This is a genomic window from Brevibacillus brevis (genome assembly GCF_900637055.1).
GTDB lineage: Bacteria > Bacillota > Bacilli > Brevibacillales > Brevibacillaceae > Brevibacillus > Brevibacillus brevis.
This window is the reverse complement of record NZ_LR134338.1, coordinates 3466058-3483639: the sequence shown is the minus strand read 5'-3', so window position 1 is coordinate 3483639 and position 17582 is coordinate 3466058. Positions and strand designations below refer to the sequence as shown.

Here is a 17582-nt window from a genome sequence, read left to right as displayed (position 1 = left end):
TCAAAGGGGATAATATCAAGGGTTGGCCTTTTTGCAGTTTATGACAAGAAGTTGCTGTCTATTTAACAAGGAAACAAGCGTGCTATCTCAAGAAAAGCTTCTTTTTCAAACAGGACTTTTCCGTACTCATTCACGACCGCAGATGTCGTATCAACCTGTCTTGTCGCATATTCAGCAACAATAGAGGCTGCGAGCTGATGATCATCCTCGGTGGAAAAATCGGATTTCGGAAGATGGAGCACATAGGAAGCGTTGTATACATACAGCTTTCCACTTTTACGCAAACGCTCGGGCATTTTCGCTGCACATAGCGTCAGATCTTCAAAGTCAGGGAAGACAAAAAATGAGGCCTCCTGCTCCAGAATTACAGTCTGTTTCCCATCTGTTTTTTCTTCTTGGCTTTCTAGTAAGGTAATAGTGATATACATCCCTTGAGAAGGAATGAAAGCTACCTCCGTACGTGACGGCATATCCATTGCCGGAAAATCTTGCGTAGATTCCGCAAACAAAAGCGCTTCGTCGATCAAATGGTTAAGGAGCGAAAGAGCGGCTTCGTGATTATTTTGATCGTAACCGCGCTCTGCCAGTTCACTCTCCGGCACAAAGATTGAAATGATGCGGTTATCTGAAATTTCCATCTTCACAGCTGATTCCTCCTTCATTCATCGAAGTATATAAAATGAAATTCAGATATTGTCTTGGGCAGTAAATTGGGGGGTAGCATTTCAATATACCGAACTTTTCATGTTGCAACAATAGGAGATTATTGGGTAGAACGTATCGTCCCATAATCGTCTAATAATCGCATAAACGAGACAAACTACTGGTAACTTGCATCCTGGAGGGATCACAATTGTCTGAACAAAACAATCAGGAAGTGGAAAATAAAGAATTGAAAGTACTGGGGACGCACGCAGCAGGAAGCACGGATTTATTTGAAACCCGAAAAGCGTCGAAGGATGAAGTCGTCGAGGCACCTAAACATCCTGGTGGAGCAGGCTCATCTGGGACGTATTGAGTATTGCCTAGCCTAACAAAAAGAAGCACCTCTGCCACGGCTGTAGCCGGACGGAGGGTGCTTCTTTTCATATTCTTACAGTTTTTCACGTGCATGCTTAAGGGTAATCGAATTGGCAATGGCTGTCCACATATCAGTTGATTCAGAACCTACGTACCAGTACGCCAGTCCACCAATATTCCATTGCAGGCTGGCCTGGACCTTGAGTCCCATGGAGCGACTTTCTTCCAGCCAGATAGTATGTGAGACGCCTTGTTTTTGATACGTCGAGCGGTATTGCCCAATTTTATCGTCCCAAACCGTCTTGGCTCTATATTGAGAGAGCAGTTGGTAGGACTGAGGGATGCTGAGGTCCGTTGATTTCAGCGCTCCCTTTGATTGGTGCCAATCTCGTGTGTACAGAGGCATGCCCACAATCAGCTTTTGGGTTGGAACGTCGTCGAGCAAGTTGGTGATGACTTTTTTCAACCATGGCAAGGATGACACGGAGCCTGCTTTTGGCCCGCCTGCCCAATGCTCATCATAGGCCATTACTACTAAATAATCCGCATGTTTTGCTAATTTGGCAAAATCAAATGGAGCACTCCAGTCTGCTAGACCATCGGGCGGAATATCTACAGACAGCACCGCTCCTTTTGCGTGAAGGGCAGTCGCGAGCTCCTGAATGAACAAGGTGAAGTTGTTACGATCTGCAGGGGAGAACCCTTCAAAATCGACATTGATTCCATCCAGCTGGTACTTGTCAATGAAGGAAGCCAGCTTTTGAACCGCCGCTTTTCGTTTTTTGGCATCAGACAGCATGGCGTGGGTGGCAGCGGTATCGAATTTATTCCCGAACAGCGGCCACACCTGCTTGCCATTTGCATGTGCCCAATGGACGAGTGAAGCATCCGTAAAGTCGCTAATGGTTCCGTCTTTTTGCAGGAAATACCAGCGAGGTGACAGTGTGTTGACTCCGCTTTTCTTGACATGTGCAATGAACTCCTCTGTCGTGGACTGGTATTGCCATCCGAGAGAGACAAGCGGCTTTGCTGTAACGTTTTGCTTCTTTAGATTCTCCAGAATTCGATGCAGAACAACGGCCGTTTCTTCGCGAGACAGCGCTTGTGTTGGACGGAAGTAGCCGTTATAGCCAACCAACCACTTTTTCTGCATGGCGTGGCTGACTGAGGCGCGCGCCCAGCTCGAAATCGCATTGGCATCCTTCACGGAAAGCTGGTAAGAAGGCGAAATGCTCTGTTCCAGTGCGCGCACGAGAAACGCAGCGGCCTCTTCGCGAGAAATCGTCCGCTTCGGAGCAAAAGTAGTAGGACCGATGCCATTTGCGATGTTAAGTCCAGCTGCAGCTTGGACGTACCCGTATGCCCAAGAGTTTTTCGGGACATCCGAGTAGGCTGCGACGTTGCTGACTACCGGCTTAATGCCGAGCGTTCGTGTGAGCATCGCGACAAACTCAGCACGCGTAACCGGGCGAGTCGGGTGAAAATACCCGTTTTCATCCCCGGCGATGACACCTGCTGCATGTAGCGAGCGGATTTGCTCTATCGCATAGCTGTTTGCGATATCTTTTAAATTTTTCGTCGATGCTGTGGATGCAGGAACTCCCATTGCAAAAGAGAGACCATACACCAGAAAAGCCAAGGAAACGAACCAGATATGTATGTTTTGTTTTTTCATCATACATCCAGTATAAGGAGAGAGAACCAATCTTTCATTGGTCAGATTTTGGTAGAAACCTTGCAGTGTGCCCGAACTCTTTTGTTGGAATCTCGATATGATATGATGGAGGAATAAGAATAGAGAGAATGAAGCGAGGCGGAGAGAAATGGAAGACGTACTGATTGTAGGCGGTGGGCCTTGTGGACTGGCAGCGGCAATTGCCTGCAAGCGAGCTGGACTTGATCCCATCATTATTGAAAAAGGGTCGCTCGTCCATTCGATTTATCGCTACCCGACCTATATGATTTTTCATAGCACACCTGATTTACTGGAGATTGGGGGCTTACCATTTGCAACGGCGAACGACAAGCCGACCAGACAGGAGGCACTCAATTACTACCGACTGGTAGCAGCGAGAGAAAAATTGCGCGTGAACGTATATGAAACGGTAACGGAAGCGAAGAAGACGCCAGCTGGCTTTCAAGTCACGACAACGGACCGATTTGCCAAAACACATACGTATGAAGCGAAAAACTTGGTGATCGCCACAGGGTACTTTGACAATCCGAATCGGCTGCAGGTACCGGGCGAGGAGTTGCCGAAGGTTTCGTCCTTCTACAAGGAAGCACATCCGTATACTGGGCTTGCAGTAGCGGTAGTAGGAGGAAACAACTCTGCCGTAGACGCGGCGATGGAGCTGGAGCGCGCAGGAGCAAAAGTAACGGTGATTTGCCGCCGAACGGAGCTTTCCGACAAGGTCAAGGCATGGACAAGACCTGTTTTTGAGAGTCTGGTCAAAAAGGGACGCATCCAACTGCTGTTCGGTGCAACTGTCGAGAACATCGAGGAGCGTTCCATCAGGGTGAAAACAGGGGAGGAAGTCATTACACTTGCCAATGACCATGTGTTTTCTTTGATTGGATACCGTCCGGATCGTACCTTCCTTCATTCGTTAGGGGTTATGATTGACGAGGAAACGGGAATCCCGGCGCATCATCCAGAGACGATGGAGACGAACATCCCAGGTCTCTATATTGCGGGAGTCATTGCGGCGGGCCATCACGCAAACGCCATTTTTATTGAAAATGGAAGGTTTCACGGTGAAGGTATCGCCCGCCACATTGCCTCTCATAGGGAGCAGTAGTTGCTAAGGATTAGAACTGCCACTCCAATTGTCTGCCTCCGATGAGGTGGTAGTGCAGATGGAAGACGGTTTGCTGGCCGTGTTTGCCAATGTTGGTTACGATACGGAAGCCATCCTCGTTTACACCCATTGTTTCTGCTACTTTTTGCAGCGATAAATGGAGATGGCCGATTAGCTCCTTGTCCTCAGGCTCGATAGCCAAAACGGATTGAATATGCTTTTTTGGAATCATCAGGACGTGTACAGGGGCAACAGGATTAATGTCGTGAAAAGCCAATACATGCTCATCCTCATACACTTTTTTGGACGGAATGTCTCCGTTTACAATTTTGCAAAATAGGCAGTCCATAGGGTTCTACATCCTTTCTAAAATGATAGATGGTAATGCCTACTTCGTCATGCGAGTAGGCTTTCCCTGTTTTTACTCTGGAAAAGTCCGTTCCAAAAACTGAAGAACCTCACGCCAAGAGTGTTCGGATGCGTAGGCGTTGTTTTTGGGCGTACCCCCATTGAGCTGTGTACGGGTAGTCGGGATGTAAGGAAAGCGGATCCCATGTCCTGTATCTGCGTACCGCAAATGCACTACCGGATGAGCAAACTGATGATCCTTTAACCGCTCGACCATTTGCTCGCAATGCTCTGTCGCAGGCCACCAGTGATCATCATCCGAGGAGAGGAAGAGGATCGGGCCATTGATTTTTTCCACCGGGATTGCGGCATCTTCTACCCACTCACAAGCAGCCCAGGCTTCGGCATGGATGTGATCGATACGTTGACCTGCGTCGAGTCGCTCCTGTGAGACTTTTGTCTGTTCCTCTGTCCATGGCACGAAAGGGAGAGGCTCTCCTTGAAACGACCAAGAGGATTGCGGAGAGAACGTGTCTGATCCAGCGAATGCCTTATCCGTCCCGATAGTAACAGTAGAGCTGGGACTTGAAGCAATAACAGCATGTACGTGTTGATCGATCGATGCTGTGACTAATGCCAATTCTGCTCCTTTTGAACGTCCAAATAACGTAATTTTATCAGGATGTACAGAAGTCTGCTGCTGTAGCCAATGAATGGCGCGTTGAACATATTCGATCGGGATTTGACGAATATCGTCAGGAAGATCATTGCATTGGAAGTAAGCGAGTGCTAGCGCCGGATAGCCGTGAGAGGCGAACAAAGCAGCGAATTGTGAGCAGGAACCAATTCCGCCTTCGCTTCCACCTAGTACGACAATGGCGGGTCTTTGCTCTGTGTGGGGTTTTGAAAAATACAGGCCGATCAGACCATGGTCGAACACTTTCTGTATCGATACGTCGCGGGAGACAAAAATACGTTTCACGACTGCTTTTGCTACAGGTTTATCGTGAACTTCTGCTGTCAATTCTATTTCGGTGGAGCGTGGAGTGAACTGAAAGTCGTCCAGCGAATAGGCATGATAGAAACGCATGGTTTGAACATTCATAGACCAGAAAAGCCCCATCGGATCAATCCCCTCATAGGTACCAAACAGGGGGGCTTGGGAAACCAAATCGACTGAACCATTCTCGTCCGCTTGAAAGATGGCATGTGATGATGCAGTCAAATCTCCTCCAGGCAACCCATTTTTCAGGGTGGCATGAAGGGTGATTAACTGATTGGGGACAAACCCGCTCAGCGTGATATGGACAGGAACATCTATTAAGGCTGTTGCAGGCGTAACTTCAATTTGTGGAAGTATCATTTTTGTCAACACTCCTTCCAGATTACGGGAACACTTGACACAGTCATTATAGTAGAATGAATAAAAGTTCGACGTGACGAAATGTGACGGTATGGTTAACTTGACTTCTCGTCTGTGGTGTAACTATAATCATTACAACGAAAGGGTGACAACGTATGAAAATCAGCAGCCGGTTCTCTATTGCGGTTCACATCTTATCACTGCTTTCCATTGATTCTAATTCGCATTGCACTTCCGAATGGATCGCAGGTAGTGTGAATACGAATCCGGTCGTGATCCGACGTGTGCTGGGGCTGTTGAAGAAGGCTGGGCTCGTGAACGTACGTGCCGGAGCTGGCGGCGCTTCTCTCGCCAAGGAACTGGATCAAATCACGCTTCTTGAGATTTACCGTGCAGTCGATGTTGTGGAAGAAGGGCAACTTTTTCACATCCATGAGCAACCGAATCCCGATTGTCCAGTGGGAGCGAATATACAGTTTGTGCTGGAGTTGATTTTGACTCGTGCGCAGCATGCTATGGAGGAGATTTTGGGAGGAGTGAAAATGTCCGAGCTCGTAGATAACCTACGTCAAAAAATAACCGAAAAAGCGCAGTAAGAACAAAAATGCCCTTGCGTATGCGAGGGCATTTTTGCGAGGAAGGAGTGCCAGTAATAATGCTTGCACATCTCATCCGGACTGGCGGGCTATTTTTTTCTCCTTCCAGCTGTCTTTCTTCCATTGTGGCCTCATGAGAAAAAATCCTAACACGATTGCGATAGCGAAGAAGATGGCGAAGAATCGGAAACCGTTGTTCGTTGCATAGATCAAGTCACTCTTCGATTGTGCGATCTCTCCAGCTCCCGTTTCGGAAAATAGCGGCAAGACGGATGAAGACTTGACGCTTAGCTGAACGACTACCAATGAAAGAGCTTGACTTATTGCCCGACACATTTCGTAGACGGTCCAGAACATGCCAGAAGCAGAGCCAGCGCGCTCTTGCGGAGCAGCAGATAGGACTGCTTTCGCGAGCGACGGCCAGGACAGACCAGTGGCGGCGGATATGATAAGAAGCGGGATAATCACAGCCATGCTCGATAACTGAGAACCAAGTTGTCCAAGTAGCAGTAGGGCTGAGCCTATTAGAAATGATCCTAACAGAATCATGCGACCGGGGCCAAAACGGTCGGCAAGTTTACCGCCAAAGGGGGCCGTGAAGAGTTGGGGAATAGATAATGGGATCAATAACAATCCCGCTTCCAACGGGCTTAAGCGATGTGCCCCTTGCAGATATAGCATCAGGAGAATGGTGACGGCGAAATAACCAATGCAATAACTCATCGTGATTCCAAGACCAATCGAATAGTTTCGATAGGTGAAAAGGCTTAGAGGAAAAAGTGGATGCCTGACACGTAGCTCGATGAGTACGAATGCTATCCAAAAAAGTAGAGCGGTTGCAAAGAGGCTAAGTGTGTGTACCGATGTCCAACCCCAAGAATGCCCCTCAGATAGTGCGACAAGCAGAGCGACTAACCCTGATCCAAAGGTCAAAATTCCCGGCCAGTCAGTCTTGCCCTTTTCGATTGGTGGCGTGTTTTTGAGAACCAGGAGGCCAGCGATCAAGCCAATGACTCCAACGGGGACAGCTACAAAAAAGATGGATCGCCAGCCGAAACCACCGATAAGCGCGCCTCCGATCACCGGACCGATGAGTGATCCAGTCACCCATGATATGTTGTTTATTCCGAGAGCGATTCCGAGCTGATTGGGTGGGAATGTCCGTATGAGGATTGGTGTTGCTGATGCCATTGCCATTGCAGCACCAGTCCCCTGAAGGAGTCGTGCACCGATCAATGTTGCGCCTGAGATCGCAAGACCGCAAAGCGCAGTGGAAATCGTGAACAAGGCGAGTCCCCATATAAAAATGCGCTTGGTTCCGAGCATATCCGACCAACGCCCAGCTGGAAGCAAAAATAATGTGCTCATGATGTAGAACGCGGTAATCGTCCACATACCAATGTTGATCGGAATACGCAAATCTTCCATGATAGAAGGAAGACCGATAACCACAATCGTCGCGTCTAAGTTGGTAATGAACGAAACAAGCGTGACCACAGATAAAACAGCCCATTTATTCGATTGTACGGGTGTCAATTTGTACACTCCTTTGCTTATTCATCCATGATCCACTTGCTGGATTTTTCTCGAATCCGAGTCAAATGGGGCGGGTGTTTCCTTTTCATGATGAAGCAGCCAGCGTTTGCGTGAAAGTCCTCCTCCGTAACCACCCAAATCACCATTGGAGTTGATGACACGGTGACAAGGAATGACAATTGCTAACTGATTCGCACCATTTGCTTGAGCGACGGCACGAAAGGCGCTTGGTTTCCCAATTGCTGCTGCAACATCGGAATAGGATGAAGTTTGACCGGGGGGATCATTTGTAAATGCTCCCAGACCATTCTTTGAAAAGGCGATCCGCACAAAAACAATGGCGTTGCAAATTCTGTTAACTTTCCGTCAAAATACTCCTCTAACTCACGTTCAATCGAACGGATTGGTGCTGTAGAACCAGGGATAATCGCTGACTTCGTTCTTAGTCTAAGACGTTCAACTTCTCGTTCCAAGCCGCGGCGATCAATGAATTCAAGTAGATATAGCGCTTCTTCATCTGCTATAGCTATCATGGGACCGAGTCGCGTATCCAGCCACGATGCCTTTAAGACATGATGATCTCCAAGACGAGTAGGAGCTGCCCCCATAATTCGTGAAAATGCGTCTCGAAAACCACTGCTGGACTCGTACCCTGTGGTTAGTTGAGCATCGATGATTGCTTTTCCTTCTCTGATTTCTTTCAGCGCAATCCCCATACGTCGCGCCCTTGCATATTCAACGAACGTCATGCCAAAACGCTTTTTGAATTGGCGGCGCGCTGTTGCAGCGTCCACGGATAATCTTTGAAAGTCTTTTTCCGTCCAACGTTGCTCGGGGTTTTCTTCTACAGCGTTTACTAGCAGACGCACAAGCTCTGAAACATGATTGGGATGTGAAAGCGGACGGCAGCGCTGGCAGGGCCGGAATGAGGCCAGAAGTGCTTGTTTGGCATGATCAAAAAACTCACAATTAATAAACTTAGGTTTTCTTGCTGGACATGTCGGGCGACAGAATACGCCAGTTGTCTTGACTCCAACGAAAAAGACACCTTCATATTCTGAATTTTTATCCAGTAACGCCTGATAATACTCAGACTTCATCTCGGCCGTTATCATTCGTTTTCCCCCTCTATTTTTCTATTTTCATTTTATCGCTCACCTAAAATGGATGCAGCCGAAAATCGTACATTGATTTTTTCTCGTTCCTTCAATCGTAAGTAACGAGGATAATGGACTGGATTTAAGCTGGAATTAGCCTGAAAATATAGATATAATAAACGTATTCAGAAATATGCGATAAACCGACAACGGCGTCGGTTGCGTATGGAAATGATGAGCAGTTGGCACATCCGTTCACTGGTGATCGGGAGGTGGAGTATTGCGTCAGCATTATCGAGTCATCATCATAGACGACGACCCCATAACACGCATGGACCTGGTCGAGATGTTGCAAGAGCAGGGATATAACGTCGTAGCTGAAGGAAAAAACGGCAAAGAGGCCGTTCGATTGACGCAAATGTGGAATCCTCATCTCATTATTATGGATGTCAAAATGCCAATTATGGACGGTTTGACAGCGACTGGGATTATCCGAGAGCATTCGGATGCGGCTATCCTTCTTTTGACTGCTTACAGTCAAAAGGACATGGTCATGCAAGCCAAAGCAAAAGGGATATGTGCCTATCTGGTCAAACCCGTCATGGAGGAAGAACTGCTACCGGCAGTGGAGTTCGTGCTTACGAGCAAACAATGAACGCAAAAAAGTGAATCGTACGAAGAGCAACGGCGCTTGGATCAAGGCGAGCATTTCGTCTTATGTTTCGAAGCGCTTTTTTTCGTTCCATGAGATAGAGGTCAGGAAAGTTGAAAAGAAAGTGAGTGAGGCTAGAGATGAAATTGGCTTGCGTTGTACGTAAACAGCATTACCAGTTTACTTCGGTTCGTGATGTATTGGCAAAAGCGAGTGAAGAAAAGTCTGGCGATCACATGAGTAAACTAGCAGCCAATTCCGCACTGGAGCGGATGGCGGCCAAAGTCGTATTAAGCGAAATGCAACTTCGTGATATATATGAAAATCCAGTCATTCCGTACGAAAAAGACGAAGTGACACGGATCATTTATGATGATATCAATCTCTCCATTTACAATGAGATTAAAAATTGGACAGTAGGGGAGCTACGGGAGTACATCTTGTCGTTTTCCACAGGAATGCCTGAGCTGACAAGAATTAGCCGTGGACTCACAAGCGAGATGATTTCCGCTACTGCCAAGCTGATGTCCAGCATCGACCTAGTCATGGCTTCGCAAAAAATGAAGCATCAAGCCTATTGCAACACATTGATTGGCGAGCCGGGAAGACTGGCGTTCCGCTGTCAGCCGAATCACCCAATCGATGATCCCGATGGCATTTTGGCTTCGATGAAGGAAGGCTTGTCATATGGATCAGGCGACGCTGTCATTGGAATTAACCCCAATAATGACTCTGTTGAAAGCGTTACCAAGCTCTTGAAAATGACACATGATTTCATGCAAAAGTGGGAAATCCCGACGCAAAACTGCGTACTGGCTCATATCACGACACAGATGCAGGCTCTTCGCGGCGGAGCGCCCATTTCCCTGATGTTCCAAAGTCTGGCAGGTTCACAACGCGCGAATGATGCGTTTGGTGTAAACAAAGAGATTTTGGATGAGGCAATGGATTTGATGCTCCGAAAAGGCACAGCGTCTGGACCAAACGTCATGTATTTTGAGACAGGCCAAGGCTCTGAAGTATCGCTGGACTCCCATGAAGGCGTCGATATGCAGACGCTGGAAGCGCGTACGTACGGTTTTTGCCGTCACTGGAAGCCGTTCATGGTCAATAATGTCTCAGGCTTTATCGGACCAGAAACACTCTATGATGGCAGACAGATGATTCGTGCCGATCTGGAGGACTTGTTCATGGGCAAGCTGCATGGTTTGCCGATGGGAATTGCTCCGACTTATACGAATCACATGTATGCGGATCAGAATGACCAAGAGATTGCAGGGATGCTGACGACCTTGGCAGGGGCGAATTTTTATATGGGTGTTCCGGGTGGGGACGATGTCATGCTCAGTTACCAGGACACGAGCTACCACGATGACGCCAGCTACCGCGAGCTCTTGGGACTGCGACCTCTCCGAGAATTCGAGAAATGGTTGGAAAAAATGGGCATTATGGAAAATGGTCGTTTGACAGAGCGTGCAGGCGATTTAACCATTTTTGACTAACGAGTGGGGAGGGAAGCAATATGAAACAGATCAATATGGACGACTTGGTTCAGCGCGTAATCGATGAGCTGTCCAAAAAAGGTCAAGGAGTTATTCATTTTCCTGAGCAAAAGCAATGCGGAGTCAAGAACCCCAACAATCCAGAAGCATTGGAGCTAGCGATGAAACGAACGCCAGCTCGAATCGGAATCGGGCGGGCGGGTACCCGAATGAAGACGGGAAGCTACCTCCAATTTCGTATTGATCAGGCAGCAGCACGAGATGCGGTCATGAAAACGATCAGCCCGCAGCTGATCGAGAGCCTGCAGCTCCCTGTCCTCCATTCAAGAGCGACGAGCATGGAGGAGTATTTAATGAACCTGGACTCGGGACGGATGCTATCGGATGAGTCCGCTCGCTGGCTGGAGCAGAATGGGGATAAAAACAAAGACGTGCAAATCGTCATCTCGGACGGGCTGAGCACCTCCGCATGTGAGGCGACCATTCCAGACCTCTTGCCTGCATTGATGCAGGGTCTGTCCATGCGTAACATCAGTGTCGGGAAACCAGTGTTTATTCACAAAGGTCGCGTCTGGATTCAGGACCAGGTCGCGTCCATCGTCAATTGCAAGGTCGTCATTTCCTTGATCGGGGAGCGACCAGGGCTTGCGACGGCAGAAAGTCTCAGTGCTTACATGATTTACAAACCGGATGCGAATACGGTAGAATCGGATCGTACGGTTATTTCTAATATTCATAAGGGTGGCACGCTACCGATCGAGGCAGGTGCTTACCTTGCAGAGCTTTTGGAGGAAATTTTGAAGTACCAGGCGAGTGGTGTAAAATTATCACAGCTTCGGGCGATTAACGGGTAGATTCCCACTGGCGCTTCCTCCTGTCTTGCACTAGAATACATAGAAGATAACCAATTTCTATGAGGAGTTGCTACGCATGACGGAGCCAAACCAAAACGAAAAAGAAACCACTGAGCAAAAGCCTGGGAAGATCAGCCTGCAAGAGGCGATGAAGCGCAAATTGGCGGAGAAAAAACAAGCGCAAGCACAGGCTAATAACCCACTGAATCAAAAGGCAAAAAACCAAACGATGAAAAGCCAGCTCACCAAAAAACCAAACAATCAACGCAGACGTATGGGCGTATAGCTTCGATTGAAGCAAGGCAAAAAGGGAATGTGCAGCCAGTTTAGGCTGCAGGTTCTCTTTTTTGCATTACCTGAAAGTATAACAATCACGTTAAAGGATTGTACTTTTTGGAGATCACCTTCCGTTTTTACGGATGATCTCTTTTAGTTTTTAAATGTATCGATGAACCAACAAAGCTGGTGAGAAGAAAAAGCACAGGGCTCGTAGACCTTGACAACGCCCACCCAGTCGGAACTTCCAAAAGGGGACCCGGTTGTCGAACACTTCATCCTTGAGAAACTTCCGCCCGTAGGGTGGCTTTGGATCGACGGTCCCCTTTTGGGAGTGGAGACGGACAGTCAATCACCCCTGTTGGCGTGTCAGAGTCGAAGAGAACTGTGCTTTTTTTTCTCCTCCACCATGTTGACTCAAACCAGAAGGACCTCTTAGGTCTTTCTAACTTCCATCAGAAAGGTGGAGAGATCATGAAGGTAGAACGGCTACTCGCTATTGTCATCATGCTTTTGAATAAGCGCCGTGTGAGCGCTCGTGAACTTTCCGACCACTTCGAAGTCTCCCTGCGTACAGTCTATCGGGATTTGGAAACCATTAACGCAGCCGGAATTCCGATCGTAGCGTACCCTGGGGCAAGCGGCGGATACGAGATCATGGAGAATTTTACGATCGATCGGCAATACTTATCCTTGGACGAGCTGGTCGCGGTTATTGCTGCGCTAAAAGGGGTTCATTCCTCCACAGACGATAAGCAAATCGGACAGCTTCTGGAAAAAATAAAAGCGTTGCTCACCACTGCACCATCCTCTTTGCAAGGAAGTGCACATCCTGTTGTTTATGACTTCAATCCATGGGGCAGTACACCGGCAATCGCCGAAAAGGTAAATAAGCTGCGAGAAGCCATCGAGAAAAGACTTCGTGTACGGATCACCTACACGAAAATACAAGGCGAAGCGACAGAACGCACCATTGAGCCCATAACACTGATTATCAAGGGGTATGTGTGGTACGTGTATGGCTATTGTTTACAGCGCCAGGAGGATCGTCTGTTTCGCTTGTCACGGATTGCAGACATGTCTGTGCTGACAGAAGAGTTTTCGCCTCGCCCATATCATGTTGATAAACTGGAATGGCTCGAAGAATGGGATACAGCAGAGCGCATTTCTCTTGTCCTCGAATTTGCGCCGCGTGTACATGTAAGGGTGCGGGATATGTTTGGGCCAGAAGCGATAGAGACCATGCAGGATGGCTCGTTGCTGGTACGAACGAAAATGACAGACGATGAGTGGTTAAATGGTATGCTGCTTAGCTTTGGCGATGCCCTGTGTGTACATGAGCCTGCGCATGTGAGGCAGAGAATGGGGGATACGGTAAAAAGAATGGCGAAACTTTATGAATAAATGCGTAAACGTTGACAGATAGTTGTCAGGGTATGGTCGTTATACTAAGTCATGTAAACAAACTCTTACAGGAGCGTGGTTAATGATGAACCCAACGATTATCAAACTGGATGAAATGCGTGTAGCTGGCTTGCAAATTCGGACAACGAATGAGGCGGAATGCGGACCGAATGGGAAAATTGGGGGACTGTGGCAGCGCTATTATCAAGAAGAGCATCCTTTCAAAACTCCCCATCAAAAAGAGCCGGGTGTTGTTCTGGGGGTGTACTCCGATTACGAAAGTGATGAGACCGGTGAGTACTCCATGTTAGTAGGAACCGTCGTCGAAAATACCGGGGAGCTGCCTGTTGAGCTCACGGTCAAGACTCTGCCCGCTTCTACCTATGCCGTATTTACGACTCGCGTAGGCCCGATGGTAGAGGTTGTGATGGAAGCGTGGGCGAAGGTGTGGGAGTGGTCCTATCAACCGGGGAACAAGCGGACATTTACCGGAGATTTCGAACGATATGACGGAGTGCGCTGCGCTGATCCCAACAACGCGCAAGTCGATTTGTACATCGCGATCGCTGAAGAATAATGGTGCAGCAAATCATACAAGCAGTCGTAGTCGATCAGGCTACGACTGTTTTGCTTTTTTCCATGATTTCTTCACAAGTTTCGTTTACTCTAGAAAGAGAGTGGCAGAGGGGAGTCATACAGACGGATGGATTGGATAACGAATATAGAAGCCCTGGCGGAATGGATTCGCTCTTTGGGGATGCTGGGGATTATCGGCAGTATATTATTGAACATCGTGATCAGTGTGGCAGGTGTATTGCCGTCCATTTTTTTATCGGGTGCGAATGCAGTAGTGTTTGGCTTGTACGGAGGGTTCTTGATTTCCTTAACGGGAGAGGTGGCGGGTGCTTGCATCGCCTTTTTCCTTTATCGCTACACGATCAAAAAAGCAGATCGGCGCGAAAAACTGAAATCATTCAAATGGGTACATGCGATCAACGGAACGACGAGTTTTCGCAAATGTCTTGCCATCGTTTTGCTCCGGTTGAATCCGATGATGCCTTCCGGTGTAGTCAATTTGGGCGCGGCTTTGACGAATATCACCTTCGTGCAATTTTTAGTAGCGACCCTGCTTGGAAAAGTGCCGTCGATGGTATTTGAAACATTCGTCGGTCATGATCTGATTACTTTCAGTGAAAACAAGTTTCGCTTGCTCTTTGCCTTGTTGGCAGGCGCTCTCGTCTTTTTGCTTTTCTGGAAAAAAGGAAAGGATCAAACATAAGAGGAGTAGGGAGGATTCACATGTCTACCATTTTGCTAGTCGATGATGAGCCGCAAATCTTAGAAATATTGTCCTCCTATCTGCAAAAGGAAGGCTATCATGTTCTGACAGCCCAAACAGGCAAGGAAGCAGTGGAAATGGCCACGACGATTTCATTGACCTGTATCATTTTGGATCTGATGCTTCCCGATTTGAGCGGGGAAGAAGTCTGCGTCCAAATTCGCAAAGAGTCGCGTGTCCCGATCTTGATGTTAACGGCGAAAAGTGGAGAGGCGGATCGGATTCGCGGGCTTACGATTGGCGCGGATGACTATTTGATCAAGCCTTTTAGCCCGAGAGAACTCGTAGCACGTGTTCGAGCCGTCATGCGTCGTGCAGGCGATTATTCAACACTCTCCGATTTTATCGAAGTGGGAGACTTGACCATATCGATGAATGAGAAGAGAGTCACGAAAAATGGAGTGGTTTTGGAGGTTACGCCAAATGAATACCGCTTGCTTACAACACTTGTCCGTTATCCGGGGAGAACGTGGGGCAGGGAGGAGCTCGTGCGTGAGGTCATGGGCTTTGATTTCGAAGGATACGACCGAACCATTGATACGCATATCAAAAATCTTCGCCAAAAGATAGAGGCAGACCCGAAGCACCCGGAATATATCAAGACAGTGTATGGATTGGGCTATCGCTTTGACGATCCCATGAAGAAGTGAGGCCAAGATGAAGCATATATGGGTAAAGCTCGCCTTTGTGATCATGACAGTCGGCGCTTGCGCTGTTCTTTTTTCCTCGTTGTTGTCCGTAAAGGAAATGGATGTTCATTTTTCCATGTATGCCAATGAAGTGAGAAATCAGCATAACCAAGAAATATCGCGTGTTGCACTTCAGGCGTATCAGGACCATCAAGGCTGGGGAGCGGAAGCCTATCATAAGATTGAAGCGGTTTCCGAGGTCTTGGGATTGCATATCACACTCCTCGATCAACAGCGACAAGTGAAAAAAGAGTGGGGCAAGCGGTCAATCCATACGAGCAATTACAGTATCGACAAGATTCCCCTTGTCAGTAAGGGTGTCATGATCGGGCAACTGGTGATTCGTCACGATGACCGGAGTGCATATATGACTTTGGAAAGCCATTTTCAATGGGCGCATAAAAACACGACGTTGTGGACGATGGCTGTGCTGCTCATTCTGGTCATGATCATCAGCATTCCGCTTGCCCGAACCATGGTGCGCCCAGTCGTCCAAGTGAGTACAGCAGCGCAACGAGTCGCGCGGGGCAATCTGTCCATACGCGTACCGGAGCCTCGTGGAAAGGATGAAGTTACTTCATTGGTCGCTGCTTTTAATAACTTGGTCCAAAGTCTTGAGCACCAAGAGGAGCTGCGCAAGCGACTGACCTCCGATATTGCCCATGAATTGCGAACACCACTGAACACCTTGCTGGCGCAGGTAGAGGGAATGATCGACGGCATATGGGAAGCAACTCCCAAAAATCTCGAAAACACAAGGTCTGAGGTACTGCGTTTGAGCCGTCTCGTCCGCGATTTAGATCAGGTGATCCAGGTGGAGTCGGGCTCCTTGCAAATGCGCAGTGAAGAGGTGGAACTGCGTGAGGTTGTCAAAGAAGTCACCGAGTCGATGAGCGCTACGTTTGCCCGTGCGCAGGTGAATTTTCATTTCAAAGGAGATCACGCTGTCTGGATCAAAGGGGACAGGCAGAGACTGGCGCAAATCGTGGCCAATTTGTTGACGAATGCCTGCAAGCATACGCCAGCGGGAGGAGAAGTCGTAGTCACGGTAGACAAACCGAGTACAATGGTCCGTTTGCAGGTGAAGGACAGCGGCACAGGCATCGATCAAAAGGACCTCCCGTACGTCTTTGAGCGTTTTTATCGGGGAGATCGCTCGCGAGCAAGGGAACGCGGTGGAGCAGGATTGGGGTTGACGATTGTGAAAGGGATCGTGGAGGCACACAAGGGAATCATCTCGTTGGATAGCAGAGTGGGGGAGGGAACGACCATCACAATTTTGTTTCCGCCACAAGCTCATGAAGGCGAAAAGTAAGCCTATACCGTATCGTTCTGGCTGTACATCGTTTATGATAAGAAGAGAATTTGAATATTCGATACAAAGAGGGAGAGCACATGTTTGATTGGACTACCATGGGGGCATTTTTGGCTGTTGTGATCGGCCTCTTTTTAATTCCGGGACCCGCTGTCCTGTTAACCGCGACGCGTACCGTACAGGGGGGGCGTAAAGCAGGGATCATGGCAGGGCTCGGTATTGCCACCGGCGACTTCATTCATACGATTTTTGCTGCGGTCGGTTTATCCGCGATATTGATGACATCTGCATGGGCGTTCAATCTCGTAAAATATGCAGGAGCGGCTTACTTGGTCTATTTAGGGGTTCGGGCCATGCTTGAAAAACCGGTTGACCCAGAGGTGCCAAAAGTAACACCGTTGCCACCGTTGCAATCGTATGGGCAAGCCATCCTAGCAGAAGTACTGAATCCGAAGACGGCGTTGTTCTTTCTGGCGTTTCTGCCGCAATTCGTGCATCCGGAGCGTGGAGGAGCCATTTTTCAATTCCTTGTCCTGGGACTGATTTTCGCCATATTGGGGTTCTTTTACACCGCGATGATTGCGATCAGCATCAGACCATTGGGGCATCTGTTGAAGCGAATTTCCTGGCTGGGCCGCTGGAGTGGCAAGATCGTAGGTTCTGTTTATATCTTATTGGGATTAAAAATAGCACTGCAAGAGAGATAAATTATGAGTCGGGAAGACAGTCTTCCCGGCTTTTTTGTTGCTTGATTATGGCTATAAGGTACTTTTTAGTGCCTATGATACTT

Annotated in this window: 18 protein-coding genes and 1 pseudogene; 13 read left to right on the top strand and 6 right to left on the bottom strand. The window is 48.2% G+C overall.

Translation table 11 applies throughout. From position 1 onward, the window contains the following. Window positions 1-62 precede the first annotated feature (62 nt). Entirely contained in the window at window positions 63-638 is a 576-nt protein-coding gene (locus EL268_RS16400; protein WP_232030566.1) for an adaptor protein MecA, read from the bottom strand. Window positions 639-853: 215 nt separating this feature from the next. Between EL268_RS16400 and EL268_RS32835 the strand changes: the two genes are divergently transcribed. Beyond that, window positions 854-1018, top strand: coding sequence for a hypothetical protein (locus EL268_RS32835; protein WP_164724486.1), 165 nt, complete (start codon window positions 854-856; stop codon window positions 1016-1018). Between the two features lie 75 nt (window positions 1019-1093). Here EL268_RS32835 and EL268_RS16395 read toward each other — a convergent pair whose 3' ends face one another. After that, the gene (locus EL268_RS16395) at window positions 1094-2698 is read right to left on the bottom strand and encodes a glycosyl hydrolase family 18 protein (protein ID WP_232029924.1); all 1605 of its coding nucleotides are present in this window, start codon (window positions 2696-2698) and stop codon (window positions 1094-1096) included. 145 nt (window positions 2699-2843) lie between these two features. Between EL268_RS16395 and EL268_RS16390 the strand changes: the two genes are divergently transcribed. Continuing rightward, window positions 2844-3821, top strand: coding sequence for a YpdA family putative bacillithiol disulfide reductase (locus tag EL268_RS16390; RefSeq protein ID WP_106655005.1), 978 nt, complete (start codon window positions 2844-2846; stop codon window positions 3819-3821). Between the two features lie 10 nt (window positions 3822-3831). Here EL268_RS16390 and EL268_RS16385 read toward each other — a convergent pair whose 3' ends face one another. Both EL268_RS16385 and EL268_RS16380 read right to left on the bottom strand, forming a co-directional pair. After that, window positions 3832-4170, bottom strand: a complete 339-nt coding sequence (locus EL268_RS16385) for a histidine triad nucleotide-binding protein (RefSeq protein WP_007727375.1) — start codon at window positions 4168-4170, stop codon at window positions 3832-3834. Window positions 4171-4242: 72 nt separating this feature from the next. Continuing rightward, window positions 4243-5532 (bottom strand): acyl-CoA thioesterase/bile acid-CoA:amino acid N-acyltransferase family protein, encoded by a 1290-nt coding sequence (locus EL268_RS16380; protein ID WP_106655007.1) that lies wholly within the window; start codon window positions 5530-5532, stop codon window positions 4243-4245. 155 nt (window positions 5533-5687) lie between these two features. Between EL268_RS16380 and EL268_RS16375 the strand changes: the two genes are divergently transcribed. Beyond that, window positions 5688-6128 carry an Rrf2 family transcriptional regulator gene (locus tag EL268_RS16375; protein WP_012686286.1) on the top strand — a complete coding sequence of 147 codons (441 nt, stop codon included), beginning with the start codon at window positions 5688-5690 and terminating at the stop codon, window positions 6126-6128. 72 nt (window positions 6129-6200) lie between these two features. Here EL268_RS16375 and EL268_RS16370 read toward each other — a convergent pair whose 3' ends face one another. Both EL268_RS16370 and EL268_RS16365 read right to left on the bottom strand, forming a co-directional pair. Continuing rightward, window positions 6201-7673: an MFS transporter gene (locus EL268_RS16370; protein WP_232029923.1), complete on the bottom strand. Its 1473-nt coding sequence runs from the start codon at window positions 7671-7673 to the stop codon at window positions 6201-6203. A gap of 12 nt (window positions 7674-7685) precedes the next feature. Next, window positions 7686-8779: pseudogene (locus EL268_RS16365) on the bottom strand (bifunctional transcriptional activator/DNA repair enzyme AdaA). A 262-nt stretch (window positions 8780-9041) separates the two neighbouring features. Here EL268_RS16365 and EL268_RS16360 point away from each other — a divergent pair. The 10 genes from EL268_RS16360 to EL268_RS16310 all read left to right on the top strand — a co-directional run bounded on the left by EL268_RS16360 (window position 9042) and on the right by EL268_RS16310 (window position 17499). Then, complete coding sequence (locus EL268_RS16360) at window positions 9042-9416, top strand: response regulator (protein ID WP_012686288.1); 375 nt, start codon at window positions 9042-9044, stop codon at window positions 9414-9416. Window positions 9417-9553: 137 nt separating this feature from the next. Beyond that, window positions 9554-10915 (top strand): ethanolamine ammonia-lyase subunit EutB, encoded by a 1362-nt coding sequence (locus tag EL268_RS16355; protein ID WP_017248249.1) that lies wholly within the window; start codon window positions 9554-9556, stop codon window positions 10913-10915. 20 nt (window positions 10916-10935) lie between these two features. Next, entirely contained in the window at window positions 10936-11769 is an 834-nt protein-coding gene (eutC, locus tag EL268_RS16350) for an ethanolamine ammonia-lyase subunit EutC (protein WP_106655011.1), read from the top strand. 76 nt (window positions 11770-11845) lie between these two features. Next, window positions 11846-12055 (top strand): hypothetical protein, encoded by a 210-nt coding sequence (locus EL268_RS16345; protein WP_047069123.1) that lies wholly within the window; start codon window positions 11846-11848, stop codon window positions 12053-12055. A 464-nt stretch (window positions 12056-12519) separates the two neighbouring features. Next, on the top strand, window positions 12520-13449 hold the full coding sequence (locus EL268_RS16335; protein ID WP_106655012.1) for a helix-turn-helix transcriptional regulator: 930 nt from the start codon (window positions 12520-12522) through the stop codon (window positions 13447-13449). A gap of 82 nt (window positions 13450-13531) precedes the next feature. Beyond that, window positions 13532-14026 carry a GyrI-like domain-containing protein gene (locus EL268_RS16330; RefSeq protein ID WP_106655014.1) on the top strand — a complete coding sequence of 165 codons (495 nt, stop codon included), beginning with the start codon at window positions 13532-13534 and terminating at the stop codon, window positions 14024-14026. A gap of 126 nt (window positions 14027-14152) precedes the next feature. After that, a complete protein-coding gene (locus EL268_RS16325) occupies window positions 14153-14728 on the top strand; it encodes a TVP38/TMEM64 family protein (RefSeq protein ID WP_106655015.1) in 576 nt (191 codons plus the stop codon). A gap of 20 nt (window positions 14729-14748) precedes the next feature. Continuing rightward, window positions 14749-15438: a response regulator transcription factor gene (locus tag EL268_RS16320; protein ID WP_106655017.1), complete on the top strand. Its 690-nt coding sequence runs from the start codon at window positions 14749-14751 to the stop codon at window positions 15436-15438. Between the two features lie 7 nt (window positions 15439-15445). Then, window positions 15446-16792 carry a sensor histidine kinase gene (locus tag EL268_RS16315; RefSeq protein WP_106655018.1) on the top strand — a complete coding sequence of 449 codons (1347 nt, stop codon included), beginning with the start codon at window positions 15446-15448 and terminating at the stop codon, window positions 16790-16792. An 80-nt stretch (window positions 16793-16872) separates the two neighbouring features. After that, window positions 16873-17499: a LysE family translocator gene (locus tag EL268_RS16310; RefSeq protein ID WP_106655020.1), complete on the top strand. Its 627-nt coding sequence runs from the start codon at window positions 16873-16875 to the stop codon at window positions 17497-17499. Window positions 17500-17582: the final 83 nt, after the last annotated feature.

Bases quoted from the DNA above. Each gene is read 5' to 3' on its own strand.
- EL268_RS16310 (WP_106655020.1), top strand. From the start codon at position 16,873: ATGTTTGATTGGACTACCATGGGGGCATTTTTGGCTGTTGTGATCGGC.
- EL268_RS16390 (WP_106655005.1), top strand. From the start codon at position 2,844: ATGGAAGACGTACTGATTGTAGGCGGTGGGCCTTGTGGACTGGCAGCG.
- EL268_RS16325 (WP_106655015.1), top strand. From the start codon at position 14,153: ATGGATTGGATAACGAATATAGAAGCCCTGGCGGAATGGATTCGCTCT.
- EL268_RS16395 (WP_232029924.1), bottom strand. From the start codon at position 2,698: ATGATGAAAAAACAAAACATACATATCTGGTTCGTTTCCTTGGCTTTT.
- EL268_RS16385 (WP_007727375.1), bottom strand. From the start codon at position 4,170: ATGGACTGCCTATTTTGCAAAATTGTAAACGGAGACATTCCGTCCAAA.
- EL268_RS16380 (WP_106655007.1), bottom strand. From the start codon at position 5,532: ATGATACTTCCACAAATTGAAGTTACGCCTGCAACAGCCTTAATAGAT.
- EL268_RS16355 (WP_017248249.1), top strand. From the start codon at position 9,554: ATGAAATTGGCTTGCGTTGTACGTAAACAGCATTACCAGTTTACTTCG.
- EL268_RS16335 (WP_106655012.1), top strand. From the start codon at position 12,520: ATGAAGGTAGAACGGCTACTCGCTATTGTCATCATGCTTTTGAATAAG.
- EL268_RS16330 (WP_106655014.1), top strand. From the start codon at position 13,532: ATGATGAACCCAACGATTATCAAACTGGATGAAATGCGTGTAGCTGGC.
- EL268_RS16315 (WP_106655018.1), top strand. From the start codon at position 15,446: ATGAAGCATATATGGGTAAAGCTCGCCTTTGTGATCATGACAGTCGGC.
- EL268_RS16320 (WP_106655017.1), top strand. From the start codon at position 14,749: ATGTCTACCATTTTGCTAGTCGATGATGAGCCGCAAATCTTAGAAATA.
- eutC (WP_106655011.1), top strand. From the start codon at position 10,936: ATGAAACAGATCAATATGGACGACTTGGTTCAGCGCGTAATCGATGAG.
- EL268_RS16400 (WP_232030566.1), bottom strand. From the start codon at position 638: ATGGAAATTTCAGATAACCGCATCATTTCAATCTTTGTGCCGGAGAGT.
- EL268_RS16375 (WP_012686286.1), top strand. From the start codon at position 5,688: ATGAAAATCAGCAGCCGGTTCTCTATTGCGGTTCACATCTTATCACTG.
- EL268_RS16345 (WP_047069123.1), top strand. From the start codon at position 11,846: ATGACGGAGCCAAACCAAAACGAAAAAGAAACCACTGAGCAAAAGCCT.